Origin of the sequence: Methylocystis sp. MJC1, from assembly GCF_026427715.1 — a bacterium.
Taxonomy (GTDB): Bacteria; Pseudomonadota; Alphaproteobacteria; order Rhizobiales; family Beijerinckiaceae; genus Methylocystis.
The window spans coordinates 382,829-399,086 of record NZ_CP107558.1; the positions used below are offsets into that span (position 1 = coordinate 382,829).

Here is a 16,258-nt window from a genome sequence, read left to right on the forward strand (position 1 = left end):
TGGGCGCGCTCAGATCATGAATCCTTCCATCCCGGAAATACTCGGCCCGCGCCTCGCGCCGCTCGATCTCGATCTCCGACTCAAGCTCGTCCGGGAGTTCATCCCCGGCCGCATTGTTTTCACGACGAGCTTCGGCGTCGAAGATCAGCTCGTCACACATTCGATCTTCACGCAGGGTCTCGATATCGATGTCGTGACGATCGACACCGGACGTCTGTTTCCCGAAACCTATACGCTCTGGGAGGAGACCGAAGCCCGCTACGCGCGGCGCATCCGCTCCGCCTATCCTCAGGCGGCGGCGCTCGAAGCGCTTGTTGAAGAACAGGGCGTCAACGGCTTTTACAAATCCGCCGAAGCGCGCAAGGCCTGCTGCCATGTGCGCAAGGTCGAGCCGCTTTCTCGCCTGCTGGCCGGCGTCTCCGGCTGGATCACGGGCCTGCGCGCCGATCAGTCCGCCGCGCGCGCGGAGGTTCCGCTGGTTGCTTTCGACGCCAATTACCGGGTGATCAAGATCAATCCTATTCTCGACTACAAGCGCGACGACATCGTCGCCGCGACCCAGGCGTTCTCAGTCCCCGTGAACGAACTCCACGCCAAGGGTTTCCTCTCCATCGGCTGCGCGCCCTGCACGCGGGCCATCGAGCCCGGCGAAGACGAGCGCGCCGGCCGCTGGTGGTGGGAGCAGGACGACAAGAAAGAGTGCGGCCTGCATGTGGGCGAGGATGGCGTCCTGCGTCGCGGCGCGGCGCCCGACTCCGCATCGCCGGAGGTCTTCGAATGAGCGCGCTTCCGACCCGTTCGCTCGGCCATCTGGATCGTTTGGAAGCCGAAAGCATTCACATCATGCGCGAGGCCGTCGCCGAATGCGAGCGGCCCGTGATGCTGTTTTCGATCGGCAAGGACTCTATGGCGATGTTGCATGTCGCCAGGAAAGCCTTCTATCCGTCGAAGCTCCCGTTCCCGTTGCTCCATGTCAACACGATGTGGAAGTTCCGGGAGATGATCGAGTTTCGCGATAAGATCGTCAAGGAATGGGGCCTGGAGCTCGTCGAATATATCAATCCCAAAGGGATTGAGATGAACATCAGCCCCTTCGTCCATGGCTCGAAGCTCCATACCGAGATCATGAAGACCGAGGGCCTTAAGCAGGCGCTCGACAAATATAAATTCGACGCGGCCTTCGGCGGCGCGCGTCGCGACGAGGAGAAGTCGCGCGCCAAGGAGCGCGTGCTTTCCTTCCGGACGGCGCAGCATCGTTGGGACCCGAAGAACCAGCGGCCAGAATTCTGGCGCCTCTACAATACCCGCAAGGCGCCGGGCGAGAGCCTGCGCATCTTCCCCATGTCCAATTGGACCGAAGCCGACATCTGGGACTATATCGCGCGCGAGAACATCCCGGTGGTGCCGCTCTATTTTGCCAAGGAGCGACCGGTGGTGCGCCGCAGCGGCACGCTGATCATGGTCGACGACGCGCGCATGACGCTCGAAGCCGGCGAGACGATCGAGCGCAAGATGGTGCGGTTTCGCACGCTCGGTTGCTATCCGCTGACCGGCGCCATCGAGAGCGAGGCGGCGACGCTCGACGAGATCATCACGGAGATGCGCGAAAGCCGCACCTCCGAACGGCAGGGCCGCCTGATCGACCAGGACGGCTCCAGCTCCATGGAGCAGAAGAAGCAGGAAGGATATTTCTGAGATGCAGGGCGTCGAGGTCATGGAAGCCCCCGCGCCGACGGTTGCGCGCATCCCCGCCGATAAACCGCTCCTGCGTTTCATCACCTGCGGCTCGGTCGACGACGGCAAGTCGACGCTGATTGGTCGCCTGCTTTACGACGCCAATCTCGCGCTGGACGACCTCATCGCGGCGCTCGAAGCCGACTCCAAGAAGCATGGCACGCAGGGCGACGATCTCGATTTCGCGCTGCTCGTCGACGGCCTCGCGGCGGAGCGCGAGCAGGGCATCACCATCGACGTCGCCTATCGCTATTTCGCGACCGACAAGCGCAAGTTCATCGTCGCCGACACGCCCGGCCACGAGCAATATACCCGCAATATGGCGGTCGGCTCCTCGGTCGCCGATCTCGCCATTCTGCTCGTCGACGCCCGCAAGGGCATTCTGCCGCAGACACGCCGCCACAGCGTCATTAACTCCATGTTCGGCGTGCGCCATGTGGTCGTCGCCGTCAACAAGATGGACCTCGTCGACTACAGCGAGGACGTATTTCGCGGGATCGTGGCGGATTTCCACGAATTCGCGAAGAATCTCCACTTCGCCTCGATCTATGTCGTGCCGCTTGTCGCCAAGGACGGCGACAATCTCGTTTGTGCGAGCAAAAATATGCCCTGGCACGACGGGCCGCCGCTCCTGACCTATCTCGAAGGCGTCGCGGTCGAAGACGTTATGCGCATCGCGCCCTTCCGCATGCCGGTGCAATGGGTCAATCGCCCGAATCTCGATTTCCGCGGCTTTTCTGGCTTCATCAGCGGCGGCAATATCCGCCCCGGCGACATTGTGCGCATCCTCCCCTCCGGGCGGGACACGCGCGTCTCGCGCGTCGTCACCTATGACGGCGATCTCGAGAGCGGCGTATCGGGCCAGTCGGTGACGATCACACTCGCGGAGGAAATCGACTGCTCGCGCGGCGATCTGTTGAGCTCGCCGGTCTCCCCGGCGCGGGTTGGCGACAGGCTGGAGGCGAAGCTCCTTTGGCTTGTGCGTGAGCCGCTGACAGCCGGCAAGAGCTATCTGCTCAAGATCGGGACGAAGGCGACGCCCGCGGTCATCAACGTCGTGCAGTCGCGCATCGAGATCGAGACCGGGCTCGCGACGCCGCTTGGCGGGGGCGAGACTCTCGCCTTCAACGAGATTGGAGAAGCGCAACTTTCGCTCGAGACGGTCGTCGCTTGCGATCCCTATGTGGAAAACCGCGAGACCGGCGGTTTTATCCTCATCGACCGCGTCACCAATGAGACGGTCGCGGTCGGAATGGTGAAGGATGTTTCGGCCTCCAGCCGCCGTGTGGCGGCGCCTTTGACGGACGTCAGCTATGCGTCAATGGAGGGCGTCGCGCTCGATCAAGAGACCTTGCTGTCGACCCCCAAGCGCAGTCTGCTGAAGGCGGCCTCCTGGCTGGTTCCGGTGAGCTTGGTGAGCTTCGTCGTCGCCAACGCCTTTTTGGGCGACGCCGTTCTGTCGCTCGAGATCGCCGGCACACAAACGATAGCGGTCTTTGCGCTGTCGTATTTACATGACCGCTTTTGGACGCGCTCGACCTTCGGTCTGGAGAGCCAAGAGCGTCCGAGCCGGGTGGACGATCCGGGGATTTGAGTCGGGGCGCTACGCGCCATGCCGGCTTTGCCTTCTTATGAGGGCTGGGGACGGTCGCGCAGCCAAAGCTCGAAGCAGGAGTGCGCCCTCTCGGCCCAAAACTCGGGCGATCCCTCCCGCGTGACGCGCACATGGTAATGTTGCGGGGGCACGAAAACGCGATTGGTGTCCGCAAAGCGCCCTTCGTCGATGCGGTCGACCCACACCACGAATGCCGGCCCAAAAGCCTTGCGAGTTTGCGGCGTCGGGCACACGAAGTCCGCAACGGCGATATGTCCCGCCTCGGTCACTCGATCACACAGCCAGCCCATGCGCCGGGCCTGCTCGAGACGGTCTTCGAGAGAAAATCCGAGTTCCTTGTTCAGGTTTTGGCGGACAGCATCGGCGTTGAAATGGACCGCCTTGAGCCTCGGGACGAGGACTTGCGCCAATGTGGTTTTGCCGGCGCCGGGAAGCCCCATGATGAGGATCTTTCCGGCGAAAAACGACTGGCTTCCTTGGCGAGTCTCGATGCGCTCTCCGGCGCTTTTGAGGTTCTTAAGCTTATCAAGTGGATTGGAATCGGTTTTCATCCAAGCGGTCTCTCTTTGACCGCGGCTTAGCAATCCTTTGACGCGCCGCAAGTCATGATTCACCCCCCGAGCGCTCCAAGACAGACCTTCAAAGCTTCGTCCAATAGGCGGCTTATTGTCAATCAATCCGGCGCGGGGCGCCGGATTTGCCGCAGCAGGGAAAAGGCGGCCGCCTTGTCCTGCCGTCGCATCCGGCATGATCCGCGCCTCTCGCTCACCGGGCTATTTTCTTGCAGCCGAGCGCCTTAATCCGTATCTGAGCGCAAAACCGCCGCTTTACCCGTCGAGAGGCGGGCTCCTTATCCCGCTTCGGAGCCGCTCGGAATGGGGTATAAGACCGGCGCATCTTTCCGAGATCTCTCCGTCCCCCGACGCCAAGGCGGCATTCGCGCAGTATCGATAGCGCCGAGCCGAGGGACAGCGTAGGAGCCATTATGAACAAGCCCGTAAGCCCGGATCATTTCGACGCGCCCGCCGCGGCCATGTTCGAGCGCTATCGCCGCGCCGATTCGCCGAAGCTGGCGATCTGGAACGACACGCTCGAACTCCTTCTCGCGCATCGCTCGCATCGCAATTATCTCGATCAGCCGCTGCCGCCCGGTGCGCTCGAAACCATCGCTGCGGCGGCGCAGTCCGCGTCGACCTCCTCCAACCTGCAGGTCTGGAGCGTCGTCGCCGTCGAGGACGAGGAACGCAAGAATCGCCTCGCCGACCTCGCAGGCGGCCAGCAGCATATTCGCGACTGCAAGCTCCTGTTGATCTGGCTTTGCGACCTCGCGCGGCTCGAAAATCTCGGCAAGGAGAGAGGCCGCGACGCGGCGGCGCTCCACTATCTCGAAATCTTCATGACCGGCGTGGTGGACGCCGCGCTCGCCGCGCAAAATGCGGTGGTCGCGCTCGAATCCATCGGGCTTGGCTGCTGCTATATCGGCGCCATGCGCAACAAGCCGGAGGAGGTTGCGAAAGAGCTGAACCTGCCGCCCAACGTCTTCGCGGTCTTCGGCATGACCGTCGGCGTCCCTGACCCGGCCGCAAACGCCGGCGTCAAGCCGCGTCTGGGTCAGGCGGCGGTGCTGCACCGCGAGCAATATCAGTGGGGCGACGCGCAACGCGAGGCGATCGAGACGCTCGATACGGTCTTCAAGGACTTCCAGAAGGAGCAGGGACTGCCTGAGCAGGGCTGGATTCGGCAGGTGCTTTCGCGCGTGCGCGGGACCGATGCGATGAGCGGGCGAGATCGTCTCCGCGAGGCTCTGAAGGCGCTCGGCTTCGAATTGCGTTAAACCGACCACGACATTGGCGAGGGCGGCTTCTCGCTTCCTCCAGCGACAGGCGCTCTTGTGACCCTTACCCTCGACAGACCCGCGGCAATTTCAGTCGACGGCGACCGCGTGGTCGCCAAAGTGGCCTGGCGGCTGGTGCCGCTTCTCGCCGCGGGTTTCTTCGTCTCCTATCTCGATCGGGTAAACGTCGGCTTCGCCGCGCTCACCATGAACAAGGAATTGGGCTTCACGCCCGAGTTCTACGGTTGGGCGGCGGGCGTCTTTTTCATCGGCTATTGCCTCCTTGAGGCGCCGAGCAATTACGTCCTGCACCGCGTCGGCGCGCGGCTATGGCTCGCGCGCATCATGGTGAGCTGGGGCGTCATCGCCGCCGCCACAGCTTTCATCTGGAACGAGGACAGCTTCGTTGTTCTCCGCTTGCTCTTGGGCGCGGCGGAGGCCGGCTTTCCGCCAGGCGTCATTCTTTATCTCACTTATTGGGTTCCCGCCGCGCAGCGCGCGCGCATTCTGGCGGGCTTCCTGATCGCCGTGCCGCTCGGTAGCGCGATCGGTTCGCCGATCTCGGGCGTGATCCTCTCGACCATGGACGGCGTCGCGGGCATGTCTGGTTGGCGCTGGCTCTATTTTCTGGAGGCGTTGCCGTCGATCGCGCTCGGCTTTGTCTGCCTCTTTTATCTTCCCGATCGTATCGCCGACGCCAAATGGCTCGCCCCGAACGAGCGCCGCTGGTTAGAGGCCGCGCTGGCGCGCGAGGCGCCGGCGCATGAAGAGAATTACTGGCGGGCGCTGGTCGACCCTCGCATTCTGATTATGGGGGTCGCCTATTTCGGGCTGGTTCTCGCGCTTTATGGGCTGAGCTTCTGGCTGCCGCAGATCATCAAGGGCTTCGGCGCGAGCATCCTCGCCGCGGGCTTCCTCGTCGCCATTCCCCATGGCTGCGCCGCCGTGGCGATGCTGCTTTGGAGCCGCTGGTCGGATCGGCGAGGCGAGACGATCGCCCACACGGCGATCGCCGCGATCCTGGCGAGCGTCGGCCTTGCATGCGCGGCCTATGCGCCGACGCCTGTTTTGGCGATGGTCGCGCTGACTGTCGCGGCTGTGGGGTCCGTCGCGACGCTGCCGACCTTCTGGAGCTTCTGCACATTGGCGATGGGCGCGACCGATGCGGTTGTGGGCGTCGCGCTGATCAACTCCATCGGCAATCTCTCGGGGCTGGCGGGGCCTTATTTCATGGGTGTCGTCAAAAGCGCCACGGGTGAATTCTCAGACGCCCTGCTGGCCCTTGCTATGGGCCCGCTGCTCGGGGCGGCGATAATCTGGCGGATTGGGCGAGCTTCGTATCGCGGCGGCGCCACCGATACGTAATTCCTCCCTGGGAGGGGCTAAGGGAGTCACATACCTTGGGGGCGTCATGGCCGGGCTTGTCCTGGACAAGCCCGGCCATGACGGGACGCGATCAAGGTAAGGCCTACCCCTCGATCTCCTCGCGTTTGATTTCGAGCTCCAGCCATTGCTCCTCGGCTGCGGTGAGCTCGTTCTCCACCGCAGCAAACATCTCGCTCGCCTTCGCAAATCTCCCCGGGTCCTTCGCATAAAGCTCAGGATCGTCGAGCAGCGCCTGCAACTTTGTGCGCTTGACCTTCAGCTCCTCCATTTTGGCGGGCAAGGTCGCCAGCGCATGCTGCTCCTTGAAGGAGAGTTTCGCTTTTGCGGGCTGCCTTTCGGTGGGCTTTTCTTTAACCGCCCTCTCTTTCGGCGCCTCGCGCATTTCGGCGCCGCGGGCCTCGACGCCCTTGCCGCGCTGCGCAACCATATCGCTGTAGCCGCCGGCGTATTCGACCCAGCGGCCGGCTCCGTCGCTCATCAACACGCTCGTCGCAATGCGGTCGAGAAAGTCGCGGTCGTGCGAGACGACGATCAGCGTGCCGGGGTAATCGGCGAGCATCTCTTCCAGAAGATCGAGCGTCTCCAGGTCGAGATCGTTGGTAGGTTCGTCGAGCACGAGAAGGTTGGAGGGCTTCGTAAGGGCGCGCGCAAGCATGAGGCGGCCGCGTTCGCCGCCGGAGAGCTTGCCGATCGGCGTCCTCGCCTGCTCGGGCTTGAAGAGGAAGTCCTTCATATAGCCGACGACATGGCGCCGTTCGCCATTGATCTCGACCATGTCTGAGCCGCCGCCGGTAAGCGCGTCCTGCAGGGTGGTGTCCGGCTTGAGGCTGGCGCGGCTCTGGTCGAGCGTCGCCATTTCCAGTCCGGCGCCGAGCCGCACCTTGCCGCTGTCAGGCGGCAGACCCCCGGTCAACAGGTTGATGAGCGTCGTCTTGCCCGCGCCATTGGCGCCGACGACGCCGAGCCGGTCGCCGCGCAGGATGCGCGTCGTGAAATTCTCGACGATCACGCGCTCGCCGTAGCTCTTGCTGATCTTGACCGCCTCGATGACGAGCTTGCCGGAGACATTGGCCTCGCTCGCCTCAAGCTTCACCTCGCCCGTTGGCATGACGCGGTTTCGGTGCTCGGCGCGCAGCGTATGCAGCCCCGCGAGACGCTTGACGTTGCGCTTGCGCCGTCCTGAGACGCCATGGCGCAGCCAATGTTCCTCATTGGCGATCTTACGCTCGAGCTTATGAGCCTGCTTTTCTTCCTCCTCCAGCTCGCGGTCGCGCCAGGCCTCGAATTCCTTGAAGCCGCGCGCGAGATGTCGCGCCTGGCCGCGGTCGATCCACAAGGTCTCGCGCGTCAAATCCTGCAGGAAGCGGCGGTCGTGGCTGATGATGACCATCGCCGAGCGCAGGGAGCCGAGCTTTTCTTCGAGCCAGAGGATCGTCGGCAGGTCGAGATGGTTCGTCGGCTCGTCGAGCAGGAGAATGTCTGGCTCGGGCGCGAGCACGCGGGCGAGCGCGGCGCGGCGCGCTTCGCCGCCCGAAAGTTTTGACGGGTCTTCCTCGCCCGTGAGGCCAAGCTCGAGGAGGAGCGCGCTTGCGACATGCGGATCGTCGAGCGGCCCGAGCCCCGCCTCGACATAGGCGGCGGTGGTTTTGAACCTGGAGAAGTCCGGCTCCTGCGGCAAATAGCGCAGCGAGGCGCCCGGCTGCAGGAAGCGCGTTCCCGCGTCTGCTTCCAATTCGCCGGCCGCGATCTTCAGAAGCGTCGATTTGCCCGAGCCGTTGCGCCCGACGAGGCAGATGCGCGCGCCCGCCGCGACCGACAATTCGACCCCTTCCAGAAGCGGCTTGCCGCCGAGGGTGAGCATGACGCCCTGAAGGGCGAGAAGGGGAGGGGGAGCCATTGCGCGAACCGGATGTTGCCTCTGCGGGAGAGGCTTTTTCCACCGGCGCGCGGCATTTGTCACGAATTTACTCAGGCGTAGGTGCGGGGCCCAGCGTCATTGGCAGGTTTTTTGCGCAAAAGCGTCGTGCTGTTTGGCGGGGAATTCCCGAAGAACCTAATCAACCATTCTGGCAAGCCAACGAATGGTTGATCAGGCCCGAGTGTTGGGGAACTTAAGCTCAGCGCGTCGCTTGCTCTTCAAGCCGCCATCTTGAGCGTTTGGGGAGGTTCTTCGGCGTCTGGCGTCGAGGAGCCGTTCTCCTCGGATGGCTTCCTCCAGGTGCAAATCAGCCGACCCGTCGCCGGATCACGCGACCAGACGCTGATAAGCCGCTCGCGGCGGAAGACGGGAATGTGCTCCTCGCGGAAGCCCAGGACAACAGCGCCCTTTGCAACTGGGCGCGACGAAAAGATTTTAATGAGCTTGTTCATTGCTCATCTCCTTGGCCGTTTTGAAGGGCACGGCCCGGAGCATGAGCGGCAGGCAGGAGCTTTAGGCTCTTACAACGCCTCTCACGCGGCCCCCGAGACCGCGCCGATGGATGTCGATTTTCCATGGCGTCGTTCGCGCAGACGAGGCTGCGGGCGCGTCGCCGAAGCTGCTACTGCCCATTTGTCTTTCTTGGGTTGTGGAAGAGGCGACGGGCATGCGCCCGCCGTCTTCGCGCGATATGGTTCTAACTGGCGGAGCTGTCAAGCGGAAAGCAGATTGCCGCAAGCTCTGACGTGATGCGGTCTCTAGCCTCCGAGGCCCAGCGCTTTCCGCACCCGCGCCGAGTAGCCGTATAGATCCGGCCGCTGCACCAGCCGTCCCATATCGTCCACATAGGCGGTGAAATAGACGATATGCACCGGCAGGGGCTTGGAGAGGTTGATGTAGCGCTCGCTGGGGCCGACGAGCTTCTTCACCCGCTCCTCCGACCAGCCCGGCCCAAGTACGGCTTCCGCCAGAGCGAAGGGCTGATCGACGCGCATGCAGCCATGGCTAAAGGCGCGGTGGGACGCCGCAAAAAGCCCGCGCGACGGCGTGTCGTGCATGTAGACAGCGAAATCATTGGGGAAGACGAATTTGATGCGGCCGAGCGCGTTCTTCTCGCCCGGCGGCTGGCGCACCACCATCTGGCCGTTGCGATAGGAAACCTGATAGCCGTCGCCGACCCCGCCGTGCCATTCCTTCTGGATGATCGACTGCGGCACATACCAGGATGGGTTGACGATGATCTCCACCATCTCGTCGGAGAAGATGGGCGTCGGCGTTTGCTCCTTGCCCACGATCACGCGCGCGCGATGGGTCACCGCGCCATTGCGGATGACCGCCAGCTCGAAATCGGGGATGTTGACCTCGATGCGGTCGTCGCCCATGTCGCGCGGCAGCCAGCGCCAGCGCTCCATATTGGCGATAATCTCGTTCTCCAGCGCCGAGGTGGAGGGGCCGCCGAGCGTCTCCATGCGGCGGCGCTTCGATTTCACGGGCGGCAGCGCGTCGGTCTGCGCGAGGCCCTCCTCGACGGCGGCGAAGAGCGAATCGAGCGGCGGCGCACTGGCGCCGCGCGTCTTGAGCTCGACCAATTTCTCCCGCAGCTGCTGATAGCCGTAATGGGGCGGGTTGAAGCCCTGCAACGTCTCGCCCGCGCGATAGCCGGCGTCGGCGACGTCGGCCACGGCCTGCGCCGGATCGGGAAGCGCCGTTTTCGCGCCGATGAGACGGGAGAGCCGCTCGGGCTGCAGCCGCCCGCCGCGCGCCTGGAAGGCGTAGGTCGCGACAGCTTCGGAGAGCGCAAGCTCGGAGGCGGCGCCGGGCGCGCCCTTGTCGGCTTCGGGGATCGTTACGCCGCGAAGGTCCAGCCCGTCTTCATTCGCGGCGCGCAGGCGCGAGACCGCCGAAGCCGCGCCCTCGCGCCAGCCATTGGCGTCGGTCCAGAAGGGTTCGAATTTGCGCGTGACATAGGCCGCCGCGATCTTGGCGCGCATCGCCCGCCGCGCCGGGTTGCGGGTGGCCTCGGGACCAGAGGTCCAGTCCTGAAGCGCGAGCGCGAGCCCGCGCTGATGGTCGGGCAGCAGGCTCCAGGCGAGGTCGAGGCTGTCCGGCTCCGCGGGCTCGGCTTGCAGCTTCGCCGCCGTGACGGCCACGACCGGCGGCGCCTCCGGGGCTTCGAGTGGATCGAGCGCCGCCGCCGAGGGCTGCTTGGCGAGACCGGTCAGCGCGACGGAGGCGGGCGGCGCGAAAATATCGGCGCGGCGCGGCGTGGCCTCAGCCGGCGCAGCCGCGAGAACCGCGGCGATCGCCGCGGCGGAAAGGAAGAATCGGGCAATAGATATGCGAGCCTGCATGGGCTGCCCCTTAGAAACCGGGTGCGCGGCGCTGGTTTCATAAACCTGAATTATTAAGGATGTGGACGCGTCGCCGCCGGAGCGCCGCGCCAGGCTCCGTCACAATATCTAGCGCGAGGGCGGCAGGCTGTTAATCAGCGCACATGACGGCGGGCGGCCAGAATGTCGCAAAAAGAGACACTGTGGCGGGAGGGCAACATGAGGGAAGGGACGGGGTCGAGCGGAGGTGACGAAGGGGCGGCGTCCGCAATGCGCCATTTTGCGCCGCCTTAGGTTGTGGCGACACGTCATTTGACCCGCGGCGCGCCGTCGCCTTACTCATAAGTTATGGAAGGATACGGAACCTTCGAGAATTTCTCGTTGTTCGGCGGTCCGCTTCACCGTTTGGCGGGGCGCTTGGGTCTCGTCCACAAGGGGAGGAGCGCGTTTGCGCTGGGACTGGCGCTGGGCTTGCTGTCCTGGTCGATCCTGTTCGCGTTGGCGTTGATCGAGGGGGTAGGTTCCAAGTTTTTTTCGCTCTCGGTGATTGCCGCGCATGTTCGCCTGCTGATCGTCATCCCCTTGTTGTTCCTTTGCGAATCTTTGCTCGACGTTCGGTTGAGGGAGTTCGTCAGCCTGATCGTGCGTTCGGGCGTCGTTCCCAAGAATGCGCTGCCGGAGCTGGCGACTAAGATCGCGCGGACCAATCGGTGGCGAGACCATTGGCTTCCGGAAGCAATTTGCCTGCTGGCGACTGTGCTGTTGACTGTGATCGCGGCGCAGATGCGCCTCTCTGGAAGGACAACGGGATCGGAGCTCGGCTACGCCATCAGCGAATTTCGGCTGGCCGGCCTATGGTATTGGATGGTCTGCCTGCCGCTCGTTCGTTTCCTGTTGTTTCGGTGGCTCTGGCGGATCGCGCTTTGGTGGTGCTTCCTCTGGCGGCTGTCGAGACTGAAACTCCACCTCGCGCCAGCTCATCCAGATGGAGCCGCCGGGCTTGGATATCTGGAAGTCGCGCAGACCTACTTCACCCCATTGGTCCTCGCGATCTCGGCGCTTATGTCCGCATCGTTTGCGGAAGAGATTTCGTCTGGAATATCGGTTTTCGAGGCAATCTACCCCGCGCTCGCGATCACTCTGATCCTGGACCTTGTGCTGGTGTTGTTTCCCCCGTGTTTTTTCGCATTCAAACTCAGGGCTTGCCAAGAGAGGGGCTTAAGCGACTATTCGGTGTTGGCGGCGCGTTATGTCGGCGACTTCGACAGGAAATGGCTGAGCGCGCCCGACCAGGCGGAGCCTTTGCTTGGCACGGCCGATTTGCAGTCGCTGGCTGATTTGTCGAACAGCGTAGCAATCGTGCGCAATATGCGCCTGGTTCCAGTAAGCACGCGGCTACTAATAACCGTCCTGGTCGCTGCGTCGCTGCCGATGGTCCCGTTACTTCTATTCAAATACCCCGTCGCGGAGCTGGTCCAAAGGATTGTTAGCAAATTGGCTGGCCTATGAGAGCCTAAAGCTTAGTTTGCAAACGCAACGCCATGTAAGTCTCTCGTTGTTTGGCCGGGTTCCAGGGATCGATCAATTGCAGGTCGGCAGACAGGCGGAGCCAAGGCGTGATGGCAAAATTATAGAAAGCTTCCACGCCCCCCTCGCTGCGTCTCCTCAGATCAAGCGCCTCCAACGCACTCAGCAACGGCTTGGTCAGCCCATAGTGAAAGAAGCCGACGCCCCAACGGTCGTTCTCGCGCCCCTCGAGCAGGTTATTTCCCGCAAGGCCCACAAGAACGCTCCATTTGACCGGGTTGGGGTTTCCGTCAGAAAGGGTCCCGAGCGTAAACAGCCCCCAACCGACCGCCGGTTTATCTTTACTTTGAAAGAGGTTTTGCTGGAACGCGTAAGAACCGAACCAATATCCTTTCTTGGTAATCACGGAACCGCCTGCCGCCGCCAATAGGCGCTCCTGCGGGATGTCATTCAGGTCTATGCCACGCGCGTTGCTATAGGCGGCGCGGAGTGTATGAAACCCGCGAAGACCGAAAATCTCTATTGGAATGGTCGCCGAACCGCCAACCGCAACGCCTTTTTCGAAAGGGTGTTCGATGACTTGCGGATTCTGGGCGCTACGCGGATCGACGATCAGCAGCGTCAAGGTTGCCGGCGCGGTCTTAAACGTCACCGCGCCGCCGATCAGGTAGGGTGCGGAGACGACGACCCTGTCGGCCGCTCCGCCTCTGGCGGCGGTGTAGGCCACCCCGGTCGATGGCAAAGCGAAAGCCCTGTTCATGAAGGTGTCGATGCCGCCGCCGCCGAGGAGCGGCGTCTGGGATGCGAGCGTCATCATGTTGAACTTGCCCGCGCTGACGGAGATGTGCTCGCCGAAATCTTGCGTAACGCTGACGGAAAGCGCCGAATGGTAGCCTTGCTTATTCACGTAGGCTTGAGCGGTGTTGACGGGAAGGAGCGCGTTGTCCCTGCGGTTTATGTCATCGCCGAAATAATGCTCGTATTGCGCGCTGACGTGGAAGCCCGGCCACAGGCCGAGTTTCGCCGCATCGATCTTTAGGAAGGCGTCGACTTTGCCGCCATAGAACCATGTCCGACTCGCGTCGCCGGCAATCTGCCCTTGATAGAACTGCGTCACCCAAACATCGGGCGCGACGCCAAAGCGGCGCAATTGCGCCTTGGGGCCATCGGGCGTGTCGGTCAGGGAAGATTGCGTGGCCAAGGACGACAGCGCGTCTTCTGCGCGCGCATGGAATGTCGATGCCGCGAAAAGCACAGGTACAGCCAGCAGGGCCCTTGGAAGAGATCTTCTGATCACCAGGCTCTCCCGATTTGCGCCGCTCCGAGAACCCTACTGATAAATCAAAATGGTCCTTCTGATGGCCGGCCTGCTTGTATTTTTGGGATCGGCGTTACCTTTCGGCCACTACCCCGCCTGTAAAAAACTCTCCAGCACCATCTTCCGCCCGGCCTTGTCGAAATCCACCGTGCACTTATTCCCATCCACCGCCGCGACTGTGCCCGGCCCGAATTTCAGGTGAAACACCCGGGCCCCCGCGCCGTATCGCCCATTGGTCGATGAGCGGGCGACGACCTCGCCGTCGATCGTCATCGGCTGTTTGGCGCGCGGGCGCGACTCGCGCATTGGCTCGGCGCGCGGCGTCGCGGCGCCCGCCTTGGCGCGCTTCCAGCCCGGCGTCGAATAATCGGAGCCATAGACATCGAGATTGGCGAAGCGCGAGACCGCATAGCCGCCATATTGCGAGGCGCTCGGCGCCTCCACCACTTCGACATGGTCCGACGGCAGATTATCGACGAAGCGTGACGGCACGGTCGGCTGCCACAATCCGCGAATGCGGCGGTTGCTCGCGAAAAATATGCGCGCCCGGCGTTTCGCGCGCGTGATGCCAACATAGGCGAGCCGGCGCTCCTCTTCGAGCCCTGCGCGGCCCTGCTCGTCGAGCGAACGCTGATGCGGAAAGAGCCCTTCCTCCCAGCCGGGGAGATAGACGGTCTCGAATTCGAGACCTTTGGCCGCATGCAGCGTCATCACCGAGACGCGCGCCTGCTCCTTGCCTTCCTCGGTTTCCATGACGAGCGAAACATGCTCCAGAAAGGCGGCGAGGTCGGGAAACTCCTCCATCGCGCGCACGAGTTCTTTCAGGTTTTCGAGCCGTCCGGCGGCTTCCGGCGTCTTGTCGTCGCGCCACATTTGCGTATAGCCGGATTCGTCCAGCACCATTTCGGCGAGCTCATGCTGGGGCTTTGAATCGATCAGACTGCGCCAGCGCTCGAAATCCGTCACGAGGCTCTTCAAAGCGCCGCGCGGCTTGGGCTTCAGCTCCTCCGTCTCGACAAGAAAACGCGCCGCCTGCATCAGCGGAATGCGCTCGCGCCGACCATATTCGTGCAGCAATTGCACGGTCGCGTCGCCCAGGCCGCGCTTCGGCGTATTGATGATGCGCTCGAAGGCGAGATCGTCGGAGGGCTGCGCAACGCAGCGCAGATAGGCGAGCGCGTCGCGAATTTCGGCGCGCTCATAGAAGCGTGGGCCGCCGATGATGCGATAGGGCAGGCCGATCTCGACGAAGCGCTCTTCGAATTCGCGCATTTGGAAAGAGGCGCGCACGAGTATGGCGATCTCTTCGAGCGAATGGCCCTTGCGCTGCAATTGCTCGATGTCCTCGCCGATGACGCGGGCTTCCTCCTGGCTGTCCCAGACGCCGGTGAGCGTCGGCTTCTCGCCCTCTTCGCCATCGGTGAACAGCGTCTTGCCGAGACGTCCTTCGTTATGCGCGATCAAATGCGAGGCGGCGGCGAGGATGTGCCCGGTCGAGCGATAATTGCGCTCGAGCCGCACGATCTTGGCGCCGGGGAAGTCCTGCTCGAAGCGCAGAATGTTTTCGACTTCCGCGCCGCGCCAGCCATAGACGCTCTGATCGTCGTCGCCGACGCAGCAGACATTGCGGCGTCCCTGCGAGATGAGCCGCAGCCAGAGATATTGCGCGACATTCGTGTCCTGATACTCGTCGACGAGAATATATTTGAAGCGCTTCTGGTAATCCGCGAGCACGTCGGGGTTCTCGCGAAAGAGCCGCAGCGTCTCGAGCAGCAGATCGCCGAAATCGACCGCGTTGAGGATTTTGAGGCGCTCCTGATAGAGCGCGTAAAGCGCGCCGCCTTTGCCATTGGCGAAACTCTCGGCCTCGCCCGCCGGCACTTGCGCGGGCAGGAGGCCGCGATTCTTCCAGCCGTCGATGCGCATGGCGAGCGCGCGGGCGGGCCAACGCTTGTCGTCGATGTTTTCGGCCTGCAACACCTGCTTGAGCAGGCGGATCTGATCGTCCGTGTCGAGAATGGTGAAATTGGGCTTCAGCCCCACAAGCTCGGCGTGGCGGCGCAGAATTTTGGCGCTGATAGCGTGGAAAGTGCCGAGCCATTGCATGGCCTGCGCGCCTTCGCCGACGAGCATTTCAACGCGCTCGCGCATCTCGCGCGCCGCCTTGTTGGTGAAGGTGACGGCAAGGATCTCATAGGCGCGCGCCTGGCCCAGCGCCATGATATGCGCGATGCGCGTGGTGAGCGCGCGGGTCTTGCCAGTGCCGGCGCCGGCGAGGACGAGCACCGGGCCGTCGAGCGTTTCGACCGCGGCGCGCTGCTCGGGGTTGAGACCGTCGAGATAGCGCGGCCGTTGCGCCGCCGCGGCCGCGCGGGCGGCGAGCCCGCCGGCCTGCGGCGCGTAATCGTCGAAATCGGTCAACCCTTTGCTCCTTCTGATTCCTCAGACGAGCATATAGGAGAACGGAAGGCGAATCACGAACAAGGGAGGCACCTTCTCCCGCAGGCGGGAGAAGGAGTCACGCTGCCAAGCTTAGGATTCATTTCCCTCTTGGCGATCAGCCCCCGACCCGCTATAAGGCCCTCTAACGTGGCGC

Annotated in this window: 12 protein-coding genes; 6 read left to right on the forward strand and 6 right to left on the reverse strand. The window is 63.2% G+C overall.

Going from position 1 to position 16,258, the window contains the following annotated elements; all coding sequences use genetic code 11:
• The first annotated feature begins 16 nt into the window (after positions 1 to 16).
• From OGR47_RS01910 to cysN, 3 genes are read left to right on the forward strand one after another with little or no spacing between them, the layout of a single operon-like run.
• The gene (locus OGR47_RS01910; RefSeq protein ID WP_165052603.1) at positions 17 to 781 is read left to right on the forward strand and encodes a phosphoadenylyl-sulfate reductase; all 765 of its coding nucleotides are present in this window, start codon (positions 17 to 19) and stop codon (positions 779 to 781) included.
• Entirely contained in the window at positions 778 to 1,695 is a 918-nt protein-coding gene (cysD, locus tag OGR47_RS01915) for a sulfate adenylyltransferase subunit CysD (protein ID WP_165052600.1), read from the forward strand. Before OGR47_RS01910 ends, cysD begins: the two co-directional genes overlap by 4 nt.
• A gap of 1 nt (position 1,696) precedes the next feature.
• Complete coding sequence (gene cysN / locus OGR47_RS01920) at positions 1,697 to 3,328, forward strand: sulfate adenylyltransferase subunit CysN (RefSeq protein WP_165052598.1); 1,632 nt, start codon at positions 1,697 to 1,699, stop codon at positions 3,326 to 3,328.
• 35 nt (positions 3,329 to 3,363) lie between these two features.
• On the opposite strand, the gene OGR47_RS01925 is transcribed toward cysN, so the two are convergent.
• On the reverse strand, positions 3,364 to 3,900 hold the full coding sequence (locus OGR47_RS01925) for an adenylyl-sulfate kinase (protein ID WP_246729708.1): 537 nt from the start codon (positions 3,898 to 3,900) through the stop codon (positions 3,364 to 3,366).
• Positions 3,901 to 4,334: 434 nt separating this feature from the next.
• On the opposite strand from OGR47_RS01925, the gene OGR47_RS01930 reads away from it, so the two are divergent.
• Complete coding sequence (locus tag OGR47_RS01930; RefSeq protein WP_165052595.1) at positions 4,335 to 5,183, forward strand: NADPH-dependent oxidoreductase; 849 nt, start codon at positions 4,335 to 4,337, stop codon at positions 5,181 to 5,183.
• A gap of 57 nt (positions 5,184 to 5,240) precedes the next feature.
• Positions 5,241 to 6,548 (forward strand): MFS transporter, encoded by a 1,308-nt coding sequence (locus OGR47_RS01935; protein ID WP_165052592.1) that lies wholly within the window; start codon positions 5,241 to 5,243, stop codon positions 6,546 to 6,548.
• A gap of 103 nt (positions 6,549 to 6,651) precedes the next feature.
• On the opposite strand, the gene OGR47_RS01940 is transcribed toward OGR47_RS01935, so the two are convergent.
• The 3 genes from OGR47_RS01940 to OGR47_RS01950 all read right to left on the reverse strand — a co-directional run bounded on the left by OGR47_RS01940 (position 6,652) and on the right by OGR47_RS01950 (position 10,838).
• On the reverse strand, positions 6,652 to 8,466 hold the full coding sequence (locus tag OGR47_RS01940; RefSeq protein ID WP_165052589.1) for an ABC-F family ATP-binding cassette domain-containing protein: 1,815 nt from the start codon (positions 8,464 to 8,466) through the stop codon (positions 6,652 to 6,654).
• A 239-nt stretch (positions 8,467 to 8,705) separates the two neighbouring features.
• On the reverse strand, positions 8,706 to 8,939 hold the full coding sequence (locus tag OGR47_RS01945) for a hypothetical protein (protein ID WP_165052586.1): 234 nt from the start codon (positions 8,937 to 8,939) through the stop codon (positions 8,706 to 8,708).
• Positions 8,940 to 9,245: 306 nt separating this feature from the next.
• The gene (locus tag OGR47_RS01950; protein ID WP_165052583.1) at positions 9,246 to 10,838 is read right to left on the reverse strand and encodes a L,D-transpeptidase family protein; all 1,593 of its coding nucleotides are present in this window, start codon (positions 10,836 to 10,838) and stop codon (positions 9,246 to 9,248) included.
• Positions 10,839 to 11,234: 396 nt separating this feature from the next.
• On the opposite strand from OGR47_RS01950, the gene OGR47_RS01955 reads away from it, so the two are divergent.
• Complete coding sequence (locus tag OGR47_RS01955; RefSeq protein WP_246729707.1) at positions 11,235 to 12,326, forward strand: hypothetical protein; 1,092 nt, start codon at positions 11,235 to 11,237, stop codon at positions 12,324 to 12,326.
• 4 nt (positions 12,327 to 12,330) lie between these two features.
• On the opposite strand, the gene OGR47_RS01960 is transcribed toward OGR47_RS01955, so the two are convergent.
• On the reverse strand, positions 12,331 to 13,641 hold the full coding sequence (locus tag OGR47_RS01960; protein ID WP_246729706.1) for a carbohydrate porin: 1,311 nt from the start codon (positions 13,639 to 13,641) through the stop codon (positions 12,331 to 12,333).
• A 108-nt stretch (positions 13,642 to 13,749) separates the two neighbouring features.
• A complete protein-coding gene (locus tag OGR47_RS01965; protein WP_165052577.1) occupies positions 13,750 to 16,083 on the reverse strand; it encodes an ATP-dependent helicase in 2,334 nt (777 codons plus the stop codon).
• Positions 16,084 to 16,258 lie beyond the last annotated feature (175 nt).

Bases quoted from the DNA above. Each gene is read 5' to 3' on its own strand.
- OGR47_RS01950 (WP_165052583.1), bottom strand. From the start codon at position 10,838: ATGCAGGCTCGCATATCTATTGCCCGATTCTTCCTTTCCGCCGCGGCG.
- cysN (WP_165052598.1), top strand. From the start codon at position 1,697: ATGCAGGGCGTCGAGGTCATGGAAGCCCCCGCGCCGACGGTTGCGCGC.
- OGR47_RS01945 (WP_165052586.1), bottom strand. From the start codon at position 8,939: ATGAACAAGCTCATTAAAATCTTTTCGTCGCGCCCAGTTGCAAAGGGC.
- OGR47_RS01925 (WP_246729708.1), bottom strand. From the start codon at position 3,900: ATGAAAACCGATTCCAATCCACTTGATAAGCTTAAGAACCTCAAAAGC.
- OGR47_RS01910 (WP_165052603.1), top strand. From the start codon at position 17: ATGAATCCTTCCATCCCGGAAATACTCGGCCCGCGCCTCGCGCCGCTC.
- OGR47_RS01940 (WP_165052589.1), bottom strand. From the start codon at position 8,466: ATGGCTCCCCCTCCCCTTCTCGCCCTTCAGGGCGTCATGCTCACCCTC.
- cysD (WP_165052600.1), top strand. From the start codon at position 778: ATGAGCGCGCTTCCGACCCGTTCGCTCGGCCATCTGGATCGTTTGGAA.
- OGR47_RS01930 (WP_165052595.1), top strand. From the start codon at position 4,335: ATGAACAAGCCCGTAAGCCCGGATCATTTCGACGCGCCCGCCGCGGCC.